The sequence below is a fragment of the Rhizobium sp. R339 genome (assembly GCF_002211395.1).
Taxonomy (GTDB): domain Bacteria; phylum Pseudomonadota; class Alphaproteobacteria; order Rhizobiales; family Rhizobiaceae; genus Rhizobium.
Map to the genome: position 1 here is coordinate 211,215 of NZ_LOKV01000025.1, position 20,060 is coordinate 231,274.

The 20,060-nt window shown below is 61.0% G+C and carries 22 protein-coding genes; 14 read left to right on the plus strand and 8 right to left on the minus strand.

Annotation, left to right across the window (positions count from 1 at the left end; genetic code table 11):
- Positions 1-28 precede the first annotated feature (28 nt).
- Entirely contained in the window at positions 29-589 is a 561-nt protein-coding gene (locus ATY76_RS26010; protein WP_088677539.1) for a sigma-70 family RNA polymerase sigma factor, read from the minus strand.
- Positions 590-925: 336 nt separating this feature from the next.
- Here ATY76_RS26010 and ATY76_RS26015 point away from each other — a divergent pair, with 336 nt between their 5' ends.
- The 5 genes from ATY76_RS26015 (at position 926) to ATY76_RS26035 (ending at position 5,746) form a co-directional block, all read left to right on the plus strand.
- A complete protein-coding gene (locus ATY76_RS26015; RefSeq protein ID WP_088677540.1) occupies positions 926-1,435 on the plus strand; it encodes an invasion associated locus B family protein in 510 nt (169 codons plus the stop codon).
- Between the two features lie 246 nt (positions 1,436-1,681).
- Entirely contained in the window at positions 1,682-2,911 is a 1,230-nt protein-coding gene (gene rlmN, locus ATY76_RS26020) for a 23S rRNA (adenine(2503)-C(2))-methyltransferase RlmN (RefSeq protein ID WP_088677541.1), read from the plus strand.
- 93 nt (positions 2,912-3,004) lie between these two features.
- Entirely contained in the window at positions 3,005-3,958 is a 954-nt protein-coding gene (locus ATY76_RS26025; protein ID WP_088677542.1) for an ABC transporter substrate-binding protein, read from the plus strand.
- Between the two features lie 118 nt (positions 3,959-4,076).
- A complete protein-coding gene (locus tag ATY76_RS26030; protein ID WP_088677543.1) occupies positions 4,077-4,955 on the plus strand; it encodes an ABC transporter permease in 879 nt (292 codons plus the stop codon).
- Positions 4,952-5,746 (plus strand): ABC transporter ATP-binding protein, encoded by a 795-nt coding sequence (locus ATY76_RS26035; RefSeq protein WP_088677544.1) that lies wholly within the window; start codon positions 4,952-4,954, stop codon positions 5,744-5,746. Before ATY76_RS26030 ends, ATY76_RS26035 begins: the two co-directional genes overlap by 4 nt.
- Before the next feature lie 56 nt (positions 5,747-5,802).
- Here ATY76_RS26035 and ATY76_RS26040 read toward each other — a convergent pair whose 3' ends face one another.
- Together ATY76_RS26040 and ATY76_RS26045 are read right to left on the minus strand one after the other, a co-directional pair.
- Positions 5,803-6,444, minus strand: a complete 642-nt coding sequence (locus ATY76_RS26040; RefSeq protein ID WP_088677545.1) for a LysE family translocator — start codon at positions 6,442-6,444, stop codon at positions 5,803-5,805.
- 184 nt (positions 6,445-6,628) lie between these two features.
- Positions 6,629-7,480, minus strand: a complete 852-nt coding sequence (locus tag ATY76_RS26045) for an SDR family NAD(P)-dependent oxidoreductase (protein WP_088677546.1) — start codon at positions 7,478-7,480, stop codon at positions 6,629-6,631.
- A gap of 176 nt (positions 7,481-7,656) precedes the next feature.
- Between ATY76_RS26045 and ATY76_RS26050 the strand changes: the two genes are divergently transcribed.
- Positions 7,657-8,880, plus strand: a complete 1,224-nt coding sequence (locus ATY76_RS26050) for an argininosuccinate synthase (RefSeq protein ID WP_088677547.1) — start codon at positions 7,657-7,659, stop codon at positions 8,878-8,880.
- Positions 8,881-8,972: 92 nt separating this feature from the next.
- Here ATY76_RS26050 and ATY76_RS26055 read toward each other — a convergent pair whose 3' ends face one another.
- Positions 8,973-9,941 carry a DMT family transporter gene (locus ATY76_RS26055; protein ID WP_141105051.1) on the minus strand — a complete coding sequence of 323 codons (969 nt, stop codon included), beginning with the start codon at positions 9,939-9,941 and terminating at the stop codon, positions 8,973-8,975.
- A 269-nt stretch (positions 9,942-10,210) separates the two neighbouring features.
- Here ATY76_RS26055 and ATY76_RS26060 point away from each other — a divergent pair, with 269 nt between their 5' ends.
- Positions 10,211-11,125, plus strand: a complete 915-nt coding sequence (locus ATY76_RS26060) for a LysR family transcriptional regulator (protein WP_088677548.1) — start codon at positions 10,211-10,213, stop codon at positions 11,123-11,125.
- A 30-nt stretch (positions 11,126-11,155) separates the two neighbouring features.
- On the opposite strand, the gene ATY76_RS26065 is transcribed toward ATY76_RS26060, so the two are convergent.
- The gene (locus tag ATY76_RS26065; protein ID WP_088677549.1) at positions 11,156-11,383 is read right to left on the minus strand and encodes a DUF2798 domain-containing protein; all 228 of its coding nucleotides are present in this window, start codon (positions 11,381-11,383) and stop codon (positions 11,156-11,158) included.
- Positions 11,384-11,637: 254 nt separating this feature from the next.
- Between ATY76_RS26065 and ATY76_RS26070 the strand changes: the two genes are divergently transcribed.
- The 3 genes from ATY76_RS26070 (at position 11,638) to ATY76_RS26080 (ending at position 13,325) form a co-directional block, all read left to right on the plus strand.
- On the plus strand, positions 11,638-12,045 hold the full coding sequence (locus ATY76_RS26070) for an organic hydroperoxide resistance protein (RefSeq protein WP_088677550.1): 408 nt from the start codon (positions 11,638-11,640) through the stop codon (positions 12,043-12,045).
- Positions 12,046-12,138: 93 nt separating this feature from the next.
- Positions 12,139-12,579, plus strand: a complete 441-nt coding sequence (locus ATY76_RS26075; RefSeq protein ID WP_088677551.1) for a DUF6130 family protein — start codon at positions 12,139-12,141, stop codon at positions 12,577-12,579.
- Positions 12,580-12,683: 104 nt separating this feature from the next.
- Positions 12,684-13,325, plus strand: a complete 642-nt coding sequence (locus ATY76_RS26080) for a LysE family translocator (RefSeq protein ID WP_088677552.1) — start codon at positions 12,684-12,686, stop codon at positions 13,323-13,325.
- 1 nt (position 13,326) lies between these two features.
- On the opposite strand, the gene ATY76_RS26085 is transcribed toward ATY76_RS26080, so the two are convergent.
- A complete protein-coding gene (locus ATY76_RS26085; protein ID WP_088677553.1) occupies positions 13,327-13,758 on the minus strand; it encodes a hypothetical protein in 432 nt (143 codons plus the stop codon).
- A 227-nt stretch (positions 13,759-13,985) separates the two neighbouring features.
- On the opposite strand from ATY76_RS26085, the gene ATY76_RS26090 reads away from it, so the two are divergent.
- The 4 genes from ATY76_RS26090 (at position 13,986) to ppa (ending at position 19,443) form a co-directional block, all read left to right on the plus strand.
- A complete protein-coding gene (locus ATY76_RS26090; protein ID WP_088677712.1) occupies positions 13,986-16,073 on the plus strand; it encodes a M3 family metallopeptidase in 2,088 nt (695 codons plus the stop codon).
- A gap of 157 nt (positions 16,074-16,230) precedes the next feature.
- A complete protein-coding gene (typA, locus tag ATY76_RS26095; protein ID WP_088677554.1) occupies positions 16,231-18,051 on the plus strand; it encodes a translational GTPase TypA in 1,821 nt (606 codons plus the stop codon).
- A 199-nt stretch (positions 18,052-18,250) separates the two neighbouring features.
- Positions 18,251-18,757, plus strand: coding sequence for a GNAT family N-acetyltransferase (locus tag ATY76_RS26100; RefSeq protein WP_088677555.1), 507 nt, complete (start codon positions 18,251-18,253; stop codon positions 18,755-18,757).
- 149 nt (positions 18,758-18,906) lie between these two features.
- Positions 18,907-19,443, plus strand: coding sequence for an inorganic diphosphatase (gene ppa / locus ATY76_RS26105; RefSeq protein WP_088677556.1), 537 nt, complete (start codon positions 18,907-18,909; stop codon positions 19,441-19,443).
- Here ppa and ATY76_RS26110 read toward each other — a convergent pair whose 3' ends face one another.
- Complete coding sequence (locus ATY76_RS26110; protein WP_088677557.1) at positions 19,444-19,761, minus strand: DUF167 domain-containing protein; 318 nt, start codon at positions 19,759-19,761, stop codon at positions 19,444-19,446.
- On the minus strand, positions 19,758-20,048 hold the full coding sequence (locus tag ATY76_RS26115; RefSeq protein ID WP_088677558.1) for a YggT family protein: 291 nt from the start codon (positions 20,046-20,048) through the stop codon (positions 19,758-19,760). Before ATY76_RS26115 ends, ATY76_RS26110 begins: the two co-directional genes overlap by 4 nt.
- Positions 20,049-20,060 lie beyond the last annotated feature (12 nt).

A 20,060-nucleotide genomic window follows, 5' to 3' on the forward strand; every position in this document is an offset into this window, starting at 1 on the left:
CCGCTGCCGGAGTTCCGGGCAGCGCGCTTCAAGCGTTCTCCTGCTCCAGCACCTTGCGAAGCTTGGCGAAAGCGAGCCGGATACGCGATTTCACCGTGCCGAGTGGCAGTCCGGTCGCCTCGGCGATCTCGGAATGCGATTGGCCGAGGAAGAAGGCGGCGCGCAGCATGTCGCGCTGCTCTTCCGGCAGTTGGCCGACGGCGGCGCGTATCTTGGCGTCACGGTCGTCATTGGCGATCATTTCGTCCGCGCCGATCCCGGCCGGCGGCTGCAGGGTCGGATCGGTCTCGTCGAAGACGCGGATGCTGGTGCGGCGCTGCAGATCGATCCGGCGGTTGCGGGCGATTCGGAAAAGCCAGGTCGAAAGCGAAGATCGCGTCGCGTCGTAGAGGCCCGCCTTGTGCCAGAGCACGATCATGATCTCCTGGACCAGTTCCTCGGCTTCGCCTGCCGTCATTCTCTGGCGCATCAGCCAGGCCTTCAGGCGGGGCGCGAAATAGTCGAACAGGACGGAAAAGGCCTGCTGGTCGCGGTTGTCCGCGACGGCCTTCGCGAGGGCAGCGAAACGCTGTCTTTCCTCGGCATCCATGTCCTCTCACGAGCCCCCTGCGGCGAAAATTTTGTCCCGAATTTCCAAGTGTTAATGAGGTACAACGGAATTGAGAAAGGTCAAACTCTTGCCTGAATCTTTGTGTCTTAAATTCAGCCGAACGCACGGCCGGTGGCATCAGGACATGGTGTCACGAACGAGACCGTCAAAGGGGCGAAAGTTGATACCCGAGCTGAAATGACACAGGCCAATACAAATTGCAGCTATTGTTGACCATTTGGTAACCTGAATTAAGTCAAAATAAAGCAGATCGTGATTATGCGGCGCCCGCTATGATCGCTTCGGGCCTTGAATCGCAAGAACCGGCAGGAATCCATGTTTGTAAAAAGTATCGTATCCGCCCTCGCACTCACCCTTGGTATGGCCGGAGTGGCGGCAGCGCAGCAGGCCGCGCCGAACCGCATCCAGCAGTTCCAGGCCTGGGGTGCTTATTCCTACAAGTCAGGCAACAGCACCGTCTGCTACGTGCTGTCCGTTCCGACGGCAAAGCAGCCGGCGAGCGTCGATCACGGCGACAATTTCTTCATCGTCTCGCAGCGTCCAGGCCAGAACATCTCCTACGAGCCGCAGGCGATGATGGGCTATACGGTGAAGGAAAATTCGAAGATCAACGTCGTCATCGACAACAAGACCTTCGTGATGTTCACCAAGGACAAGGCCGGCTGGGTCGAGAACGCGGCACAGGAGCCGGCGCTCGTCGCCGCGATGAAGACCGGTCACTCGATGACGGTGAACGCCACTTCGCGCAAGGGCACGGGCACCTCCTACAGCTATTCGCTCTCGGGCATTTCGGCTGCGCTGAAGCAGATCGAAACTTGCAAGTAAGCGACATCTCGTCTGAGAAGTTTCAGAGGGCCGGCCTTGCGCCGGCCCTCATCATTTCTATCTCTAGTGACGCGCGGGCAAAATGATGCTAAAGCCCGCGCCAACAGCGGACAGATCGCGATATCAGTCGCCGTTCCGCCATTCAATTTCTGCCAATGTGCCGTCATGCGCCCCACGTCTTCCGGCTTAGCCCTGAGGTCCGCGGCTTGCGGAACGGTTACGTGTTCGAATTCGGGATGAATGCCTATGTCCGTCATGGATGCGATCGTTGTCACCAAGCCTGAGACGCCGCGCGCCTCTTCCGGCGTCGAGAAGCCGTCCCTGATCGGGCTTTCCCGCGAGGAGATGGCGGCAGCGCTCAGGGAAAAGGGCGTGGCCGAGAAGCAGATCAAGATGCGCGTCGCGCAACTCTGGAACTGGATCTATGTGCGCGGCGTCTCCGATTTCGATCACATGACGAATGTCGCCAAGGACATGCGTGAAATGCTGAAGCAGCATTTCACCATTGCGCGTCCTGAGATCGTCGAGGAGCAGGTTTCCAACGACGGCACCCGCAAATGGCTGCTGCGCTTTCCCGCGCGGGGCGCCGGCCGCCCGGTCGAGATCGAAGCCGTCTACATTCCGGAAGAGGGCCGCGGCACGCTCTGCATTTCCAGCCAGGTCGGCTGCACGCTCACCTGTTCCTTCTGTCACACCGGCACGCAGCGGCTGGTGCGCAACCTGACGGCGGAGGAAATCCTGTCGCAGCTGCTACTCGCCCGCGACCGGCTCGGCGACTTCCCCGATCGCGAAGCGCCGCAGGGCACGATCATGCCGGCCGAAGGCCGCAAGGTCAGCAATATCGTAATGATGGGCATGGGCGAGCCGCTCTATAATTTCGATGCCGTCAAGCAGGCGCTGCTGATCGCCACGGATGGCGACGGCCTGTCGCTGTCCAAACGCCGCGTGACGCTCTCCACGTCGGGCGTCGTGCCTGAGATCTTCCGCACCGGCGAGGAGATCGGCGTCATGCTGGCGATCTCGCTGCACGCGGTGCGCGACGACCTGCGCGATATTCTGGTGCCGATCAACAAGAAGTATCCGCTGAAGGAACTGATCGACGCCTGCAAGGCCTATCCCGGCCTTTCCAATGCGCGGCGCATCACCTTCGAGTATGTCATGCTGAAGGATGTCAACGACAGCCTGGAAGATGCCAAGGGGCTGATCAAGCTCCTGAAAGGCGTGCCGGCTAAGATAAACCTCATTCCGTTCAATCCCTGGCCCGGCACCAACTATCAGTGTTCCGACTGGGAGCAGATCGAGAAGTTCGCCGATTTCATCAATTCGGCGGGTTACGCTTCGCCGATCCGTACGCCGCGCGGCCGCGACATTCTTGCCGCCTGTGGCCAGCTGAAATCCGAATCCGAACGCATGCGCAAGACCGAGCGCCTGGCCTTCGAGGCGATGATGATCGCCAATCACGGCGCCGACGACTGATCAGCAAGTTTGATCCACGCTACAATTCTCCTGCATTGATTTAAGCATGCGCTTTTCCTAATAGTGCCGCCAAAATCAATCAGGAGGAAACCCATGCGCCCGATTCTGCTCGCTCTTGCCGCCACTTTGGCGCTTTCCCTGCCCGCCAAAGCCGATAACGTGACCGTTGCCGTAACGGCCATCGTCGAGCATCCGGCGCTGGATGCCGCCCGCAAGGGCGTTCTCGATGTGCTGACGGCCGCCGGTTACAAGGAAGGCGAGAACCTGAAATTCGTGTTCGAATCGGCGCAGGGCAATCCCGCGACGGCAGCCCAGATCGCCCGCCAGTTTGCCGGTGACGAGCCGAATGTCATCGTGCCGATCTCCACGCCGTCGGCCCAGGCCGTCGTCTCCGCAACGCGCGACATTCCCGTCGTCTTCACGGCCGTCTCCGATCCGCTTGGCGCCCAGCTCGTGAAGAACATGGACAAGCCCGGCGGCAACGTCACCGGCCTTTCCGATATGTCGCCGGTCGCCGAGCACCTGGCTCTGATCAAGGAAATCCTGCCTGACGTGAAGACGATCGGCTATCTCTACAATTCGGGTGAGGCGAATTCGGTTTCGCTGCTGGCCGTGCTGAAGACCGAAGCCGAAAAGGCCGGCCTGACGGTCGTGGAATCGGCTGCCACCAAGTCGGCCGAAGTTCAGGGTGCGGCCCGCGCCCTCGTCGGCCGCGCCGATGCGATCTACATTCCGACCGACAATACGATCATCTCGGCGCTCGAAGGCGCCGTCGCGGTCGCCGAGGAGAGCAAGCTGCCGCTCTTCACCGCCGATACGGATTCGGTTTCGCGTGGTTCGGTCGCTGCCCTCGGCTTCAATTACTATGATGTCGGCAAGCAGACGGGCGAAATCGTCGTGCGCGTGCTGAAGGGTGAAAACCCTGGCGATATCGCGGTCAAGACCGCCGCCGGCAGCGATCTCGTCGTCAACAAGGCTGCTGCGGCAAAGATGGGCGTTACCCTGCCTGAGAGCGTGCTTTCGCGCGCCAACAAGGTCATCGAATAGTCGGCCGCAGGTCCATCGACCATTCACATTCAGCCGCTCCCGTTTGCGCGGGGGCGGCTGAAGTATTACAAGGCGGTTTCGCGACGGGCGGAACGGTAACAAAAAGGGGCTGAAAGCCTTGAGCCAAATCGCATTCTGGGGGGCCGTCGAGCTCGGCCTGGTCTATTCCTTCGTCGCTCTCGGCGTCTATCTCGCCTTCCGCGTCCTCGACTTTCCCGACTTGACGGTCGACGGTTCCTTTCCGCTCGGCGCGGCGGTGACCGCGGTGCTGATCATCGCCGGCGTCAATGCCTGGCTTGCGGCGCTGATTGCGATGGCGGCGGGTGCGGGCGCGGGCATGGTGACGGCGCTGCTCAACGTGCGCTTCAAGATCCTCAACCTGCTCGCCTCGATCCTGACGATGATCGCGCTCTTCTCCGTCAATCTGAGGGTGATGGGCAAACCCAATGTCGCCCTCATCAATGCCGATACGATGATCAGCCCGTTCTTCGGCCACGGCCTTCGCGATTTCTATGTGCGGCCGCTCTTTGTCGGCGTTCTCGTTGTCGTCGCGCTCATACTGGTCTGGCGCTTCCTTGAAAGCGACGCCGGGCTTGCCATGCGCGCGACCGGCGCCAATGCGCGGATGGCCCGCGCCCAGGGCGTCGACACCAGCCGGCAGATCTATCTCGGCATGGCGATCTCGAATGCGCTGGTGGCTTTTGGCGGCGCCTTGTTTGCCCAGACGAACGGCTTTGCCGACGTCACCTCGGGCGTCGGCACGATCGTCGTCGGTCTTGCCGCCGTCATCATCGGCGAGACGCTGCTCGGACGTCGCGGCCTGTTGATCGCGCTCATCGGCTGCGTGCTCGGCTCGATCCTCTATCGCATCGCGATCCAGCTGGCGCTGTCGAGCGACGTCATCGGCCTGCAGGCCTCCGACCTCAATTTCGTGACGGCGGTGCTGGTGACCTTCGCGCTCATTCTTCCCCGCCTTCGCAGAGGTGCCGCATCATGATCAGCGTCAAGGACATCAAGGTCGTCTTCGGACGCGGCACGCCGCTGCAGAAGCAGGCGCTGAACGGCGTCAGCCTGACCATCGAGCAGGGCTCCTTCGTCACCGTCATCGGCTCCAACGGCGCCGGCAAATCGACGCTGCTCGGTGTGCTCGCCGGCGACGTCCTGCCGAGCGAAGGGCAGGTTCTGATCGGCAAGAGCGATGTGACGCGCAAATCGACGGCGGCGCGCGCCGGCCTAGTGGCGCGTGTCTTCCAGGATCCTCTGACGGGAAGCTGCGGCTCGCTGTCGATCGAGGAGAACCTTGCCCTGGCCGCCCGGCGCGGCGAGAGGCGCGGGCTCGTGCCGGCGCTCGGTGGCAAGCGGCGCGACTATTTCAAGGAGCGGATCGCCGAACTTAATCTCGGGCTGGAAAACCGGCTGAAGGACCGCATGGATCTGCTCTCCGGCGGGCAGCGGCAGGCCGTTTCGCTCGTGATGGCGACACTTGCCGGTTCGGAAGTGCTGCTGCTCGACGAACATACGGCCGCCCTCGATCCCGGGATGGCCGAGTTCGTGATGAACCTGACGCAGAAGATCGTTGCCGAGCGCAAGCTGACGACGATGATGGTGACGCATTCCATGCGCCAGGCGCTGGATTACGGCCACCGCACGATCATGCTGCACGGCGGCGAGATCGTTCTCGACGTAGCGGGCGACAACCGAAAGAACCTGCAGGTCGAGGATCTGATCGCGATGTTCCGCAAGATGCGCGGTCAGACGCTCGATGATGATGCTTTGTTGATCGGCTAGCCCTCGGCCGGTTTTGCCGGTCCGCCCGCATGCGGATCGACTATGCCGACCGCGATTTATTTCGCCTGGGTGAGCAGGATCTTGGCTGCGAAGAGCGAGAAGACGCCGGCAAAGGCATAGTCGATGCCGCGCAGCACCTTCCTGTTGTTCTGGAGCCAGGAGGAAAGCCAGTCGGCGGCGAGGATCACGCCGGCATTGACGGGCATACCGATCACGATGAAGCAAAACCCCAGGAAAAGCAGCTTCTGCGTGACGGCGGGATCGCCGGCGCTGACGAATTGCGGCAGGAAGGTCATGAAGAAGATGATGACCTTCGGGTTCAGAAGATTGACCCAGAAGCCCGACGAAATGTTCGCAAGCGCCGTGCCCTTCTGCGTCTCGACATTGGCGACGGTGAGCTTCGAGCCGAAGCGGATCGCCTGCACCGCCAGCCAGAACAGATAGGCGGCGCCACCGGTTTTCAGGATCAGGAAGGCGGTCGGCGAGGCGGTGATCAGCGCCGATATGCCGAAGGCGACCAGCATGGTATGGACAACGATGCCGAGGCTGGTGCCGACGACGACGAAGAGGGCGGCATTCTTGCCCTGGGCGAGCGCGCGGCTGATCGACAGCGTCATATCGGGACCGGGGGTCGCCGCGAGCAGCAGCGTGGCGGCGGCAAAGCCGAGAAGCGTCGGCAGGCTGGGCAGGAAATCCATGGCACACTCCGAAAGCCGGAAAGACCTGACGATCTCTTATCCGGCTTTCGAAAAATTACCAATCAAACCTTCTCATGCCAGTCGCACTAAACTTGATTCATGCGACGCGCATTCGCTGTCTGTTTTGTGCATGTCGTCATCCCGGAACCGCTGCAGGCTGTCGGGCGACATGCAGTGCCAGCCATTACTTCTGGTCGAGGAAGGCCTTGAACTTGTCGGCATAATCCTTGTGCCAGCGCGAGAGCGGCGGGCGGTTCTCGATGATGTCGCCGGCAGCCCAGGCCATGCGGCGTTCGTCGACCGGTCGGGCAACGTCATTGTCGGGGCAGAGGATGTAGAAATCGCCGCGCTCGAGGCTTTCGACCATGAAATCGACAGTCTGCTCCGGGGTCCAGGCGCCGGCGGGCTTTTCCGCGCGGTCGCCCTTGGTGAGACCGGTGAAGACGAAGCCGGGGATCAGAAGATGCGCCGAGATCTTCCCGCCTTCGATGTTGCGAAGCTCATGTTCCAGGGCTTCGGTAAAGACCTTCACGCCTGATTTGGAGATGTTGTAGGCGGGGTTGCCGGGCGGGGTGGTGATGCCCTGCTTGGAGCCGGTGTTGATGATGAGGCCGGGCTCGCCATGCGACAGCATCTTCGGGCCGAAGGTGCGGGTGCCGTTGATGACGCCCATCAGGTTGACGGCGAAGATATGGTCCCAGTTTGCCTGGGGGCTGAAGATCGAGGTTTCCGGGCCGATGCCGGCATTGTTCATCAGCACGTGCACGCGGCCGAAACGCTGCAGCACGGCGCGTTCGAGCGCTTCCAGGGAATCGCGGCTCGCGACGTCGGTCTCGACAGCCATTACCTTTTCTTCGCCGGCGATGGCCTTGACTTCGTCCGCAGCATTTGCCAGCCGGTCGCCGCCGAGATCGGCGATGACGACACTCATGCCACGGCCGGCGAAATATTTCGCCGCGGCAAGACCGATGCCGGAGGCGCCGCCGGTGATGACCGCGACATTGGACTTCTTGAAGATGTCTTGAATATTCGTCATGGGCAGCCCCTCCTCGGACATTGTGCGGACGCAGCCGAATATGGGTTGCGCATTCGCGCTGTCAAACGCTATCGCCGCTGCCAGCCGCTGTACTTGCCCTTGCGTCACGCGTCAATCTCGCTAAAAGTGCCGCGACACCGGGTTTACGCCGGGTTTATGTAACGGACCTCATCACCATGGCATCATACAAAGACGTGAAGAAAGTCGTGCTCGCCTATTCCGGCGGCCTCGACACCTCGATCATCCTGAAGTGGCTGCAGACGGAACTCGGCGCCGAAGTCGTCACCTTCACCGCCGACCTTGGCCAGGGCGAAGAGCTGGAGCCGGCGCGCAAGAAGGCCGAGATGCTCGGCATCAAGGAGATCTATATCGAGGACGTGCGCGAGGAATTCGTGCGCGATTTCGTCTTCCCGATGTTCCGCGCCAATGCCGTCTACGAAGGCGTCTATCTGCTCGGCACCTCGATCGCCCGGCCGTTGATTTCCAAGCATCTGATCGACATCGCCCGCAAGACCGGCGCGGATGCGATCGCCCATGGCGCGACCGGCAAGGGCAACGACCAGGTTCGTTTCGAGCTGTCCGCTTATGCTTTGAACCCCGACATCAAGATCATCGCGCCGTGGCGCGACTGGGCGTTCAAGAGCCGCACCGACCTGCTGGCCTTCGCCGAGCAGCATCAGATCCCGGTCGCCAAGGACAAGAAGGGTGAAGCGCCGTTCTCCGTCGACGCCAACCTTCTGCATTCCTCCTCCGAGGGCAAAGTTCTCGAGGATCCCGCCCAGGAGGCGCCGGAGTATGTGCATATGCGCACGATCTCGCCCGAGGCCGCGCCCGACAAGGCGACGGTGATCAAGGTCGGCTTCCGCAAGGGCGATGCCGTCTCGATCAATGGCGTCGAGATGTCGCCGGCGACGTTGCTGGCCACCCTCAACACCTATGGCCGCGACAACGGCATCGGCCGTCTCGACCTCGTCGAGAACCGCTTTGTCGGCATGAAGTCGCGCGGCGTTTACGAAACGCCCGGCGGCACGATCCTGCTCTCGGCGCACCGCGCTATCGAATCGATCACGCTCGACCGCGGTGCCGCCCACCTCAAGGACGAGATCATGCCGCGCTACGCGGAGCTCATCTACTACGGCTTCTGGTTCTCGCCGGAGCGCGAGATGCTGCAGGCCCTCATCGACAAGAGCCAGGATCATGTCGAAGGCGAAGTGACGCTGAAGCTCTATAAGGGCAACGTCATGGTCATCGGCCGCGAAAGCGAAAAGTCGCTCTATTCCGACAAGCTCGTCACTTTCGAGGACGACCAGGGCGCCTACGACCAGAAGGACGCGGCCGGCTTCATCAAGCTCAACGCGCTGCGCCTACGCACGCTCGGCAAGCGGAACCTCGCAAAGTAATCGCGTTTCGCTTTCGAACAAAGATAAGCCCGCCGGCATCGCCGCGCGGGCTTTTTCGTGTTTCCTGAGAGCACTCGAGATGACCGCAGAGGTCACTCCTGTGCAAACAATGTCCTGCCCGATGCAAATTGGCGATCGTAGAAAATTCGCACCGACAGAACGACGCCGGCGATCAGGACAGCCACCCCAGCGACTTCGATCGAGGTCGGCCAGCGGGCGTGCACGACAAGTCCTCCGATGACGCCGAAGGCTGTTTCCGAAACGATCAACTGCGCGGCCAAGGCGACGGGCAGGCTGCGTGACGCAATGTTCCAGGCCCAGACGCCGCCTACGGTCGCCAGCAGCGCGAGAGATGTACCCCAAACATACAAGCTGCCGGCGGCATTCCAGCCAAATCCCAATGCCGGGAGCTTGAAGAGGTCCATCGCGGCACCGAGGGGATAGAAGGCCAGCATCAAGACGCCACCTCCCACCAGTATCAGCGCCGACCACACACCGGAGGGCATTTCCGGCCGGGCGGCGAGTGCAGCCTGATTGGCAAGAGCGAACCAGACCCAAAGTCCCACGGCAGCGAGCGCCAGCGGTATGCCGACCCATAAGGATCCGACCGAATTCAGTCCTTCAGCCGTGAATGCCGTGCCATTGATCAGAACAAAGCCGATCAGCACCAGCGCCAAAGGTGGCATAAGGGATCGCCATGGCAAGGAGCCCTGCCGCTGATTGCCAATGACCATCAAGACGATCGGTACCAGACCGAGAAAGGCCGGCGCGATGACGGGGCCGGCAAAGATGGCCGCTCCGGTTACCGTGAGGAAGTAACCGACATATCCGACGAAGGCGAGCCAGAGGGCCTGCAGAACGTTCCGAAGCGTGAGATGGCGTGCGACGTGCTTCTCCGAAAACAGGATGAACAGGCCGACGAGAGCTGAGACGAGATGACGGATGAGAGCAAAATCGAAGGTGGAATAGTCGCCGATGATGAAGGGCACGACAAAGTTGAGCGAAAAGGCAAAGGCCGCAAAGAGAGCGGCCGACACGCCGATATAGAAGGATCTGTCCATAATCTTCACCCCTTTGACGTTGCGCGCGCGCCCCGAGCTTTTGCCTCCGTGACGCCGAACGTTTTGATCGAGTAGCCGAAACTTACTTGCCGAGAGCCTTGGCCGGTACTCGGTGAAAATGAGAGCCACCCTCTCGATGCTCATCGATTTCTCGAGGCCTTGCGCAACGCCCGAGCGGCCATCGCGTCGCCGAGACAGCTGTACCGCCTATTCAGCAGAACCGATTTTTCATATCCTCCGACATCGCGGCTTCTAATCGTCGGGGCGTTATGGATCGGCTTGATGCAATGCGGGTTCTGCTTGCGGTGGTGGACGCCGGAAGCTTGTCGGCGGGCAGTCGGAAGCTGAACGCGCCGCTGCCGAGCGTCAGCCGCAAGGTCGCAGATCTGGAGCGATACCTCGGCACCAACCTCATCATCCGAACGAGCCGCAACCTCCAGCTCACCGATGCCGGGCGCGACTATGTCGAGGCGGCGCGAAAGATCATCGCCGATCTGGAGGAGGTCGAACGCAGGGCGTCGGGCGAATATCAGATGCCGCGGGGGCTGCTGACCATCACGATGCCGATCGAATTCGGCCACCGCTATGTTCTGCCGATCGCACTCGACTTCGTGAACAGGCATCCGGAGGTGACGCTGAACGTTCTTTCGCTCGACCGCTCCGTTCATCTGGTCAATGAACAGGTCGATGTCGCCATCCGGCTTGGTGAGTTGGTCGACAGTTCGCTCTACGCCGTCAAGGCCGGCGAGTTCCGTCTACTGACCTGCGCAAGCCCGGCCTATCTGGAACGGCATGGCGTTCCCCAACATCCCACCGAGCTCGCCGATCACGATGGGATCATGTTTCACAAGCGGTCGTTCTTTTGGAGTTTCGAGATCGGGGGGAAGCCTGTCGAAGTCATGCCACGGAGCCGGATCGAGGTGAACACGGCCGCCAATTGCGTTGCCGCCGCGCTGAATGGGGTCGGGATTGCCCGCCTCTTCGATTACCAAGTTCCGGAGGAGGTGTCCTCGGGCGCGCTCGTGCAGATCTTGAAGGACTACGACGGCGAACCCAAGCCGATCCACATCGTCTATTCGCGTCAGGGCTTACTCGCTTTGAAGGTGCGCGCCTTCATCGATTGGACGCTCCCCCGGCTTCGCGCGGCTTGCGGCAGCTATGGCGATGCGCCGTCACCGGAATGAAGCGCCTCTTCTTTGTAAAATCACCCTGTTCTAGACGTCACGGATGACGCGGTCGATCTGCGCCTGAAGGCGAGGACCGATCAGCAGGATGGCGGGGATGACGATGAGATAGGCGATGCTCCACGAGCGCAGCCATGTCAGGACGAACCCCTTCGAGAAGCCCTGATTAAGCGCGAGCAGCGTGAAAGAGATCAGTCCTGTCGTCACGACGCCCATCGACAGAGCGAAGACAATCTTGCGTTTGAAATGCGTGTTCATGTCGGTCTCCCGGACGGGTGTGAAAGCGGATCGCTTCAGCGGTCGCGATTCGGTTGGTGCCCTGAAGATCGCGTAACTCCGGCACCGGCGGTAGCGAGAGAAAATGAGAGGCTCACTCTCGCTTCTGCTCGCTACCGGACCGGCCTTGCGAAGCTCATCTTCCCGTCATCGCAGCCCAAAGCCCCATTGATCCTGGGCGGCGCGTGCCAGCCGCGGCTATCTCAGCCGGCTGAAATCCAACAAGGAGTATCCGAATGTCGACAGTCATCTACACAGGCAAAACCAGTACCACCGGCGGGCGTGACGGCGCGTCGCGCAGTTCCGATGGACGTCTCGACGTGACATTGTCCCCGCCCGGTTCCTCGGGTGCAGGCACCAATCCCGAGCAGCTCTTCGCCGCGGGCTGGTCCGCCTGCTTCCTCGGCGCTATCGGAAGAGCGGCCGCGGAGCGTCAGCTTCGCGTGCCCGCCGACGCTGCCATCCATGCCGAGATCGACCTGGTCTCGAATGACGGCGGCTATGTGCTGCAGGCACGGCTGAATGCGAAGCTGCCCGGCATCGAGGCGGATCTCGCCAGGTCCCTGGTCGAGCGGGCTCATCAGCTCTGCCCTTATTCCAAGGCCACCCGCGGCAATATCGCCGTCGAACTCAACGTCGCCTGATCGGTCTCCGATCAAGGCCTTCCAACCCGATATCGCGCCGGCGTCCGGAGGAAATGCCGGTCCGGACCGGCGCGAACACCAGAGGATATTGTCATGACCACGATCGCAAGAGCCCTCGCGGCGGCAGCTTTGTTGCTTGCCGCCGGCACGCCCATCCACGCGGAAACGGCGACGCAGTTCCTTCCCATCAAGAACGAGCCCGCACCCAAACTCGTCGTGGATCAGCCCCTTGCCGGACCGCTCGCCAGCCGAGCGGTGGCCATCATTCCCTATCGAACCGAGAATTTCCGCATCCTGCCGATCTTCGGCGCCAGCGCCAGCGGCGTCTCGCCGAGGGCCGGTCACCTTCATGTCAGCATCGACGACCTGCCCTGGCGGTGGGCCGATGCGGGCGGCACCGGCGCTATCGTCCTTACCGCGCTGCCGCCAGGCGAGCACAAGGTGCTCATCGAAATGGCCACGCCGGAACATGAAGTACTCGGCGGAAAAGTCGTGACGTTTACCGTACCGGCAATCGGCAGCGCGCACCACTAAAGGGCCAACTCGGAAACTTCCGCTTTGAGCCGGAAGCCGCCGCCATGCCCTTGACGGATACCGGGGATGACTTACTCTGCCGCGATTATCCTCGGAGCTTTTCCATGACGCAGTCCCTGCTCTTCGGCGCCTTCCTGGCGGCGCTTTTCTACGTGCTCATTCCCGGGCCTGCCTTCCTGCAGCTTCTCGGCATCGGCGCGGGGCAGGGCCGCAAGGCCGGCGCTTTGTTCATGATGGGGCATCTCGTGGGGGACATCATCTGGTCCTCCCTGGCGCTGATCGCGATCGTCGGGGCGAAGACGATCGGAACCTTCGTCTTCGATCTACTCGGCCTTGCCTGCGGCTTTTATCTCGCCTGGATCGGCTGGAGCGCCGTCAATGCCAAGCCGAAAGCGGATGGTCAGGCGCTCGTCATGGTCGAGCGGCCGTTTCGCCGCGGCCTGATTTTCGGCGTCACCAATCCGAAGGGTTATCCGGTCGCTCTCGCCACCTTCACCGCGCTGGTCGCAGGCTCTGCCGGCGCGCTCGATTTCGAGGCGCTGCCGGTGCTTCTCGCCGTGTCCTTTCTGGGCTTCGTCACCGCCGACATTATCCTGATCGGCGTCATCGGCGCCGGTGCGGTGCGCCGCTTCTATCGCGCCCATGAGCGGCTGATCGTGCGCACATCAGGCGTGCTTTTCATGGGTTTCGCGGTCCAGGCGCTATGGCACGCGACGCCCGGCCTGCTCGGCTGGCGCAAGGCTTAACTCAGCCATCCAGGAAATTGACGATCGATTTCAGGGTCTGGACGTCATGAGGATCGCCGATCGACATGGCGATCTGCAGCTGGTTTCGGTAATAATCGAGGAAATTGAAGCTCGTGCCGTCGGTGACGCTGGAGAGGTCGATCACGTTGCCGAGCGGATCGATCGCATGCATCGGCAATGGCTCGGAGATCGCGGCGTAGGTGGTCTGATCGATCACGCCGCTGTCGAAGCTTTGGCGCGCGTAAGTGCGCAGCTCTCCGGGGCTGACCGCAGTAAAATCAGGCCCTTCATCGAGGCTGTCTTCGATCTGGAACGAGGCGGGGGCCGGAGCCTTGGTCTCGATGTGAATATCGGCAGTCTTCGAATTTTTTGCGTTATTAGGGTTGTTTTTAAATAGCAAACTCTGAGAAGACCGCAGGGAAAAAATTTCCATGGCGCATGTCCCCTGGCAGGAAGATCACTAGGAAACTAGCGCTTGTGCCTGATTCGCGTCAATCGTTAACAAATGGTTAATTTTCACGCGTCAAAATTTGTCCACCAGATTTTACGGATGTCCACCGGATTTGGCGGGCGAGGCAAAAGGCCCTGCCTGCGACATACCAATTCCGCGGCCGCTCTCCTATATTGACGATCCATTCGCATGCCAAAAAGGATTCTCCGATGCCTTCTCCACATGATTTCAATCCGGCGCTGGTCAACTGGGACGGCCTTCACGGCCTGCCGCGCTTCGACGCCTTGAACGACGGCGATTTTGCCGCCGCCTTCGAGGCCGCGCTCGCCGAGCATGAAAGGGAGATCGACGCGATCGCCGGAAACGGCGATGCGCCGACATTCGAGAATACGATCGTCGCGCTCGAGATCGCCGGCGATGCGCTGTCGCGCGTCTCGTCGCTATTCTGGAACAGGGCGGGAGCCCACACCAACGACGTGATCCAGGCGCTGGAGCGGGAGATCTCGCCGAAAATGTCGCGCCATTATTCGAAGATCGGAATGAACGCAGCGCTGTTTGCCCGTATCGATACGCTCTGGGAGAACCGCGAGAACCTTGGACTGACGCTCGAACAAACGCGCGTGCTGGAACGCCATTGGAAAGGCTTCGTCAAATCGGGCGCCAAGCTTGAGAAGGCCGAGCAGGAGCAGCTCGCCGCGATCAACGAAAAGCTCGCCGGTCTCGGCACGCAATTCGGCCAGAACGTGCTGGCCGACGAGAAGGCGTGGGCGCTCGTGCTCTCCGAAGGCGCCGAGCTCGACGGTCTTCCGGAATTCCTGCGCGATGCGATGGCGGCGGCGGCGCGTGAACGGGGCGAAGAAGGCAAATATGCCGTAACGCTGTCGCGCTCGATCATCGAGCCGTTCCTGACTTTCTCTGAGCGCCGGGACCTGCGCGAACAGGCCTTTAAGGCATGGGTGGCGCGCGGCGCAAACGGCGGGGAGACGGACAACCGCGGCGTCATCAAGGAAACGCTCGCCCTGCGCCACCAGGTGGCGAAGCTGCTCGGCTACGGGAATTTCGCCGAGCTGAAGCTCGACAATACGATGGCCAAGACGGCCGATGCGGTGAACGACCTGCTTAAGGCCGTATGGGCGCGGGCGGTGAAGCGCGCCGGCGAAGAAGAGATCGACATCGCGGCGCTAATCGCCGAAGAGGGGCGGAACCATGAGGTGATGCCCTGGGACTGGCGCCACTACGCCGAAAAGATCCGGGCGCGGAAGTTCGATTTCTCCGAGGCCGAACTGAAGCCCTATCTGCAGCTCGAGAAGATCATCGATGCCTGCTTCGATGTGGCGGGAAGGCTGTTCGGCATCCGGGCGGTCGAGAAGAAAGGCGTGCCGGCCTATCATCCCGATGTCAGGGTGTTCGAAATCAGGGACCGTGACGACAGGCTGGTCGCCCTCTTCCTCGGCGACTATTTCGCCCGCAGTTCGAAACGGTCCGGCGCCTGGATGAGCTCGCTGCAATCGCAGCACCGGCTGGAGCTCAAGAACGGCCGCCGCGGCGAATTGCCGATCATCTACAATGTCTGCAATTTCGCCAAGCCCGCCGAAGGCAAGCCGGCGCTGCTGTCACTCGACGATGCGCGCACGCTGTTCCACGAGTTCGGCCATGCGCTGCACGGCATGCTTTCTGATGTCACCTACCCCTCGGTTTCCGGTACCGGCGTCTCGCGCGATTTTGTTGAATTGCCCTCGCAGCTCTACGAACACTGGTTGACTGTGCCCGCCATCCTCAAGGAATATGCCGTGCACTTCGAAACCGGCGAGCCGATGCCCGAGGCTCTGCTCGACAAGGTGCTGGCGGCGCGCACCTTCAATGCGGGCTTCAACACCGTCGAGTTCACCTCGTCGGCATTGGTCGATATGGCGTTTCACACGCGCGAGGCCGTCGAAGACCCGATGGTGGTGCAGGCCGAGGTGCTGGCCGAAATCGGCATGCCGAAATCGATCGTCATGCGCCACGCCACGCCGCACTTCCAGCACATCTTTTCCGGCGGCTATTCGGCCGGCTACTATTCCTACATGTGGTCTGAGGTGCTTGATGCCGATGCCTTCGCCGCCTTCGAGGAGACGGGGGACGCCTTCAACGGCGAGATGGCGCGCAAACTCAAGGAGAATATCTATTCCGTCGGCGGCTCGGTCGATCCGGAGGACGCCTACAAGGCCTTCCGCGGCAAGCTGCCGAGCCCGGATGCGATGCTGGTCAAAAAGGGACTTTCGACCTTCGAGGAATTGACAGGCAGCGACGCCTAAGACAATTTGATGACACGCTTCGATGCGGCATGGCGACGGCCTTGCCGCAGCTTTTGCGCGTTCCCCTCTTTCGCAAACGCAAAAAAAAATGTATGGACGCCCCAAACCAATAGGCGCGTCCTCAAGAGCGTGCGCCGCAGCCTCAGAGATTTCACATATGGCACTTCGCAATATCGCGATCATCGCGCACGTTGACCATGGCAAGACGACCCTGGTGGATGAGCTTCTCAAGCAGTCCGGCTCGTTCCGCGAAAATCAGCGCGTTGCCGAACGCGTGATGGACTCGAACGATCTCGAAAAAGAACGCGGCATCACCATTCTCGCCAAGGCGACTTCGGTTGAGTGGAAGGGTGTTCGCATCAATATCGTCGACACCCCCGGCCACGCCGACTTCGGCGGTGAAGTCGAGCGCATCCTCTCGATGGTGGACGGTGCGATCGTTCTCGTCGATGCCTCGGAAGGCCCAATGCCGCAGACGAAGTTCGTCGTCGGCAAGGCGCTGAAGGTCGGCCTTCGCCCGATCGTCGCGATCAACAAGATCGACCGTCCGGACGGCCGCCACGAAGAAGTCATCAACGAAGTCTTCGATCTCTTCGCCAATCTCGACGCGACCGACGAGCAGCTCGACTTCCCGATCCTTTACGGTTCGGGCCGCGACGGCTGGATGAACGTCAATCCAGAAGGTCCGAAGGATGAGGGCCTTGCGCCGCTTCTCGACCTGGTGCTCAAGCATGTTCCGGAGCCGACCGTCGAGGAAGGCCCGTTCCGCATGATCGGCACGATCCTCGAAGCCAACCCCTTCCTCGGCCGTATCATCACCGGCCGTATCGCCTCGGGCTCGATCAAGCCGAACCAGGCCGTCAAGGTTCTCGGCCAGGACGGCAAGTTGATCGAAACCGGCCGAATCTCCAAGATCCTCGCCTTCCGCGGCATCGAGCGCACGGCGATCGACGAGGCGCATGCGGGCGACATCGTCGCGATCGCCGGCCTCTCCAAGGGTACTGTCGCCGATACTTTCTGCGATCCGGCCGTCTCGGAAGCCATGAAGGCGCAGCCGATCGATCCGCCGACCGTCACCATGTCCTTTATCGTCAACGACAGCCCGCTGGCGGGCACCGAAGGCGACAAGGTGACGAGCCGCGTCATCCGCGACCGTCTCTTCAAGGAAGCTGAAGGCAACGTCGCCCTGAAGATTGAAGAAGCCGAAGGCAAGGATTCGTTCTACGTCTCCGGCCGCGGCGAACTTCAGCTCGCCGTTCTCATCGAAACCATGCGTCGCGAAGGCTTCGAGCTTGCCGTATCGCGTCCGCGCGTCGTCATGCACAAGGATGAAAGCGGCCAGCTTCTGGAGCCGATCGAGGAAGTCGTCGTCGACGTCGATGAAGAACATTCCGGTGTCGTCGTGCAGAAGATGTCGGAGCGCAAGGCCGAAATGGTCGAGCTGCGACCGTCGGGCGGCAATCGTCTTCGCCTGCGCTTCTACGCCCCGACCCGTGGCCTGATCGGCTATCAGTCGGAGCTGCTGACGGATACGCGCGGCACGGCGATCATGAACCGCCTGTTCCACGACTACCAGCCCTACAAGGGTGCGATCGGCGGCCGCGTCAACGGCGTGCTGCTCGCCAACGCTTCCGGCGAAGCCGTCGCCTATGCGATGTTCAACCTAGAGGATCGCGGCCCGATGATCATCGAGCCGGGCGAAAAGGTCTATGCCGGCATGATCATCGGCATCCATTCGCGTGATAACGACCTTGAAGTGAACGTCCTGAAGGGCAAGCAGCTCACCAACATCCGCGCCGCCGGCAAGGATGAAGCGGTGAAGCTGACACCGCCGATCCGCATGACGCTTGACCGCGCTCTCTCCTGGATCCAGGACGACGAGCTGATGGAAGTGACGCCGAAAAATATTCGTCTGCGCAAGATGTATCTCGACGCAAACGACCGCAAGCGTTTCGAAAAAACCAAAGCGGCCCTTTGAGAATTCGGAGATATCCTTTGAGAACCCCGGCCTTCGAGCCGGGGTTTTTTTATTGTGCGCTGCGCTGATTCCGACTTGTGACAATCGTTAAAAAAGCGTTAAAATTTGACCATCGTCCACATGTTAAGTCTGTGGGCAATCGAGCCGAATGCGTCATCGCATATGGTTAATTGCCCCCGGCAGGACCAGAGTAAACGTTATGAAGACGTTGTCGATCGATGTCCGGCGGGCCGAGCCGCATGATGCCCGAGCCATTTCGGAGACCCACAGGCTCGCCTGGCAGCACACTTATGCGGGGATCATTCCGCATCGCGCCCTGACGCAGATGATCGAGCGACGTGGTGAAAACTGGTGGCGCAAGGCCACCCGCGGTCCCGCGACGCTGCTGGTTCTCGATGTCGCCGGCACGGTCGCCGGTTATGCGACGCTCGGCCTCAACCGCGCTCGCGCGCTGCCGCAGGAAGGCGAAATCTACGAGCTTTATCTGCGCCCCGAATATCAGGGCATCGGCCTCGGCAGGATGCTGTTCGGCGAGGCGCGCCGGCTCTTGAAGTCGCTTGGCTGCAACGGCCTGGTCGTCTGGTGCCTCGAGGACAACGAGAATGCCAGCCGGTTCTATCGCAGTCACGGCGGCATGGATTTCTGCGAAGGCATGGAAAATTTCGACCACAAGCAGTTGAAGAAAATCGGCTTCATCTGGAACTGAAACCGCCTGGCGGGCAGTTCGCTCATCTCCTGCTAGAATTTTGATGTGGCGGCGCGCCGATGCATTACGCATTGGTGATGTCAAATGTTGCGTTGCCGCATGAAACTGATTATCTGGCTGCGAGCAATTCAACCTCGCAGGAGTTTCGTATGCGCATCGACGCCGTTTCAATCGGTAAGAATCCCCCTGAAGACGTCAACGTTATTGTCGAGGTTCCGGTCGGCGGTCATCCGATCAAGTATGAAATGGATAAGGAAGCCGGCACGCTCGTCGTCGACCGCTTCCTCTATACGCCGATGACCTATCCGGGCAATTACGGCTTCGTGCCGCATACGCTCTCGGAAGACGGCGACCCGATCGACGTTCTAATCGCCAGCACCCGTCCGCTGGTCCCGGGCTGCGTCATCAACGTGCGCCCGATCGGCGTCCTGAAGATGGAAGACAATTCCGGCAAGGACGAGAAGATCATCGCCGTACCGTCGCCGAAGCTGACGCTGCGCTACGAGAAGGTCAAGGAATACACGGACCTTCCGGAAATCACGCTGAAGCAGATCGAGCACTTCTTCGAGCACTATAAGGATCTGGAGCCCGGCAAGTGGGTGAAGATCTACGGCTGGGGCAGCGCCCAGGAAGCCGGCGCCCTCATCCTCGAAGCCATCGAGCGTGCGAAGACGACGAAGGGCTGATCATTCAGCCGAAAAAGAGGTCTCAAGCTTTCTTGCCAAATCCTCCGGATCGCCATCGATCCGGAGGATTTTTTTACGTGCGGTTTCGCCGGAGACGAGGCTGACGGACGATTTGGGAATATGCAGGGAGTCTGCGACGAGAAGGATGAGAGCCTTGTTGGCCCTGCCTTTCTCAGGCACCGCGGTGACGCGTGCCTTGAGAAGCGTTCCGCCTTCACCATCGGCCTCGATGCCGTCGAGCGAGTCTCGCCCGGCATTCGGCGTCAGCCGAATGGCCAGGCGCAGATGATCAGCGAACAGCCTCCAGGGAGGGCTCAAGAGACCAGCGGGTAAAGCGTGGTCCAAAGGAAGGTGCGCAGGAAGAAGATGATCACCAGCAGGATGATCGGGGAAATGTCGATGCCGCCGAGATTCGGCAGCAGCCGACGGATCGGCTTCAGCGCGGGTTCGGTGACATTGTAGAGGAACATGCCGACCGAATTGACGAACTGGTTGCTGGAATTGATGACGTTGAACGCATAGAGCCAGGAGAAAACGGCACTGGCAATCAGTATCCAGGTGTAAATATTCAAAACCAAATCAATGGTTTGAAACAAGGCAAACATCGTCGTCTCCAA

What these genes read in the sequence shown, in the direction of transcription:
- ATY76_RS26010 (WP_088677539.1), bottom strand. Translation starts at nt 589, where the DNA reads ATGGATGCCGAGGAAAGACAGCGTTTCGCTGCCCTCGCGAAGGCCGTC.
- ATY76_RS26015 (WP_088677540.1), top strand. Translation starts at nt 926, where the DNA reads ATGTTTGTAAAAAGTATCGTATCCGCCCTCGCACTCACCCTTGGTATG.
- rlmN (WP_088677541.1), top strand. Translation starts at nt 1,682, where the DNA reads ATGTCCGTCATGGATGCGATCGTTGTCACCAAGCCTGAGACGCCGCGC.
- ATY76_RS26025 (WP_088677542.1), top strand. Translation starts at nt 3,005, where the DNA reads ATGCGCCCGATTCTGCTCGCTCTTGCCGCCACTTTGGCGCTTTCCCTG.
- ATY76_RS26035 (WP_088677544.1), top strand. Translation starts at nt 4,952, where the DNA reads ATGATCAGCGTCAAGGACATCAAGGTCGTCTTCGGACGCGGCACGCCG.
- ATY76_RS26040 (WP_088677545.1), bottom strand. Translation starts at nt 6,444, where the DNA reads ATGGATTTCCTGCCCAGCCTGCCGACGCTTCTCGGCTTTGCCGCCGCC.
- ATY76_RS26045 (WP_088677546.1), bottom strand. Translation starts at nt 7,480, where the DNA reads ATGACGAATATTCAAGACATCTTCAAGAAGTCCAATGTCGCGGTCATC.
- ATY76_RS26050 (WP_088677547.1), top strand. Translation starts at nt 7,657, where the DNA reads ATGGCATCATACAAAGACGTGAAGAAAGTCGTGCTCGCCTATTCCGGC.
- ATY76_RS26055 (WP_141105051.1), bottom strand. Translation starts at nt 9,941, where the DNA reads ATGGACAGATCCTTCTATATCGGCGTGTCGGCCGCTCTCTTTGCGGCC.
- ATY76_RS26060 (WP_088677548.1), top strand. Translation starts at nt 10,211, where the DNA reads ATGGATCGGCTTGATGCAATGCGGGTTCTGCTTGCGGTGGTGGACGCC.
- ATY76_RS26065 (WP_088677549.1), bottom strand. Translation starts at nt 11,383, where the DNA reads ATGAACACGCATTTCAAACGCAAGATTGTCTTCGCTCTGTCGATGGGC.
- ATY76_RS26070 (WP_088677550.1), top strand. Translation starts at nt 11,638, where the DNA reads ATGTCGACAGTCATCTACACAGGCAAAACCAGTACCACCGGCGGGCGT.
- ATY76_RS26075 (WP_088677551.1), top strand. Translation starts at nt 12,139, where the DNA reads ATGACCACGATCGCAAGAGCCCTCGCGGCGGCAGCTTTGTTGCTTGCC.
- ATY76_RS26080 (WP_088677552.1), top strand. Translation starts at nt 12,684, where the DNA reads ATGACGCAGTCCCTGCTCTTCGGCGCCTTCCTGGCGGCGCTTTTCTAC.
- ATY76_RS26085 (WP_088677553.1), bottom strand. Translation starts at nt 13,758, where the DNA reads ATGGAAATTTTTTCCCTGCGGTCTTCTCAGAGTTTGCTATTTAAAAAC.
- ATY76_RS26090 (WP_088677712.1), top strand. Translation starts at nt 13,986, where the DNA reads ATGCCTTCTCCACATGATTTCAATCCGGCGCTGGTCAACTGGGACGGC.
- typA (WP_088677554.1), top strand. Translation starts at nt 16,231, where the DNA reads ATGGCACTTCGCAATATCGCGATCATCGCGCACGTTGACCATGGCAAG.
- ATY76_RS26100 (WP_088677555.1), top strand. Translation starts at nt 18,251, where the DNA reads ATGAAGACGTTGTCGATCGATGTCCGGCGGGCCGAGCCGCATGATGCC.
- ppa (WP_088677556.1), top strand. Translation starts at nt 18,907, where the DNA reads ATGCGCATCGACGCCGTTTCAATCGGTAAGAATCCCCCTGAAGACGTC.
- ATY76_RS26115 (WP_088677558.1), bottom strand. Translation starts at nt 20,048, where the DNA reads ATGTTTGCCTTGTTTCAAACCATTGATTTGGTTTTGAATATTTACACC.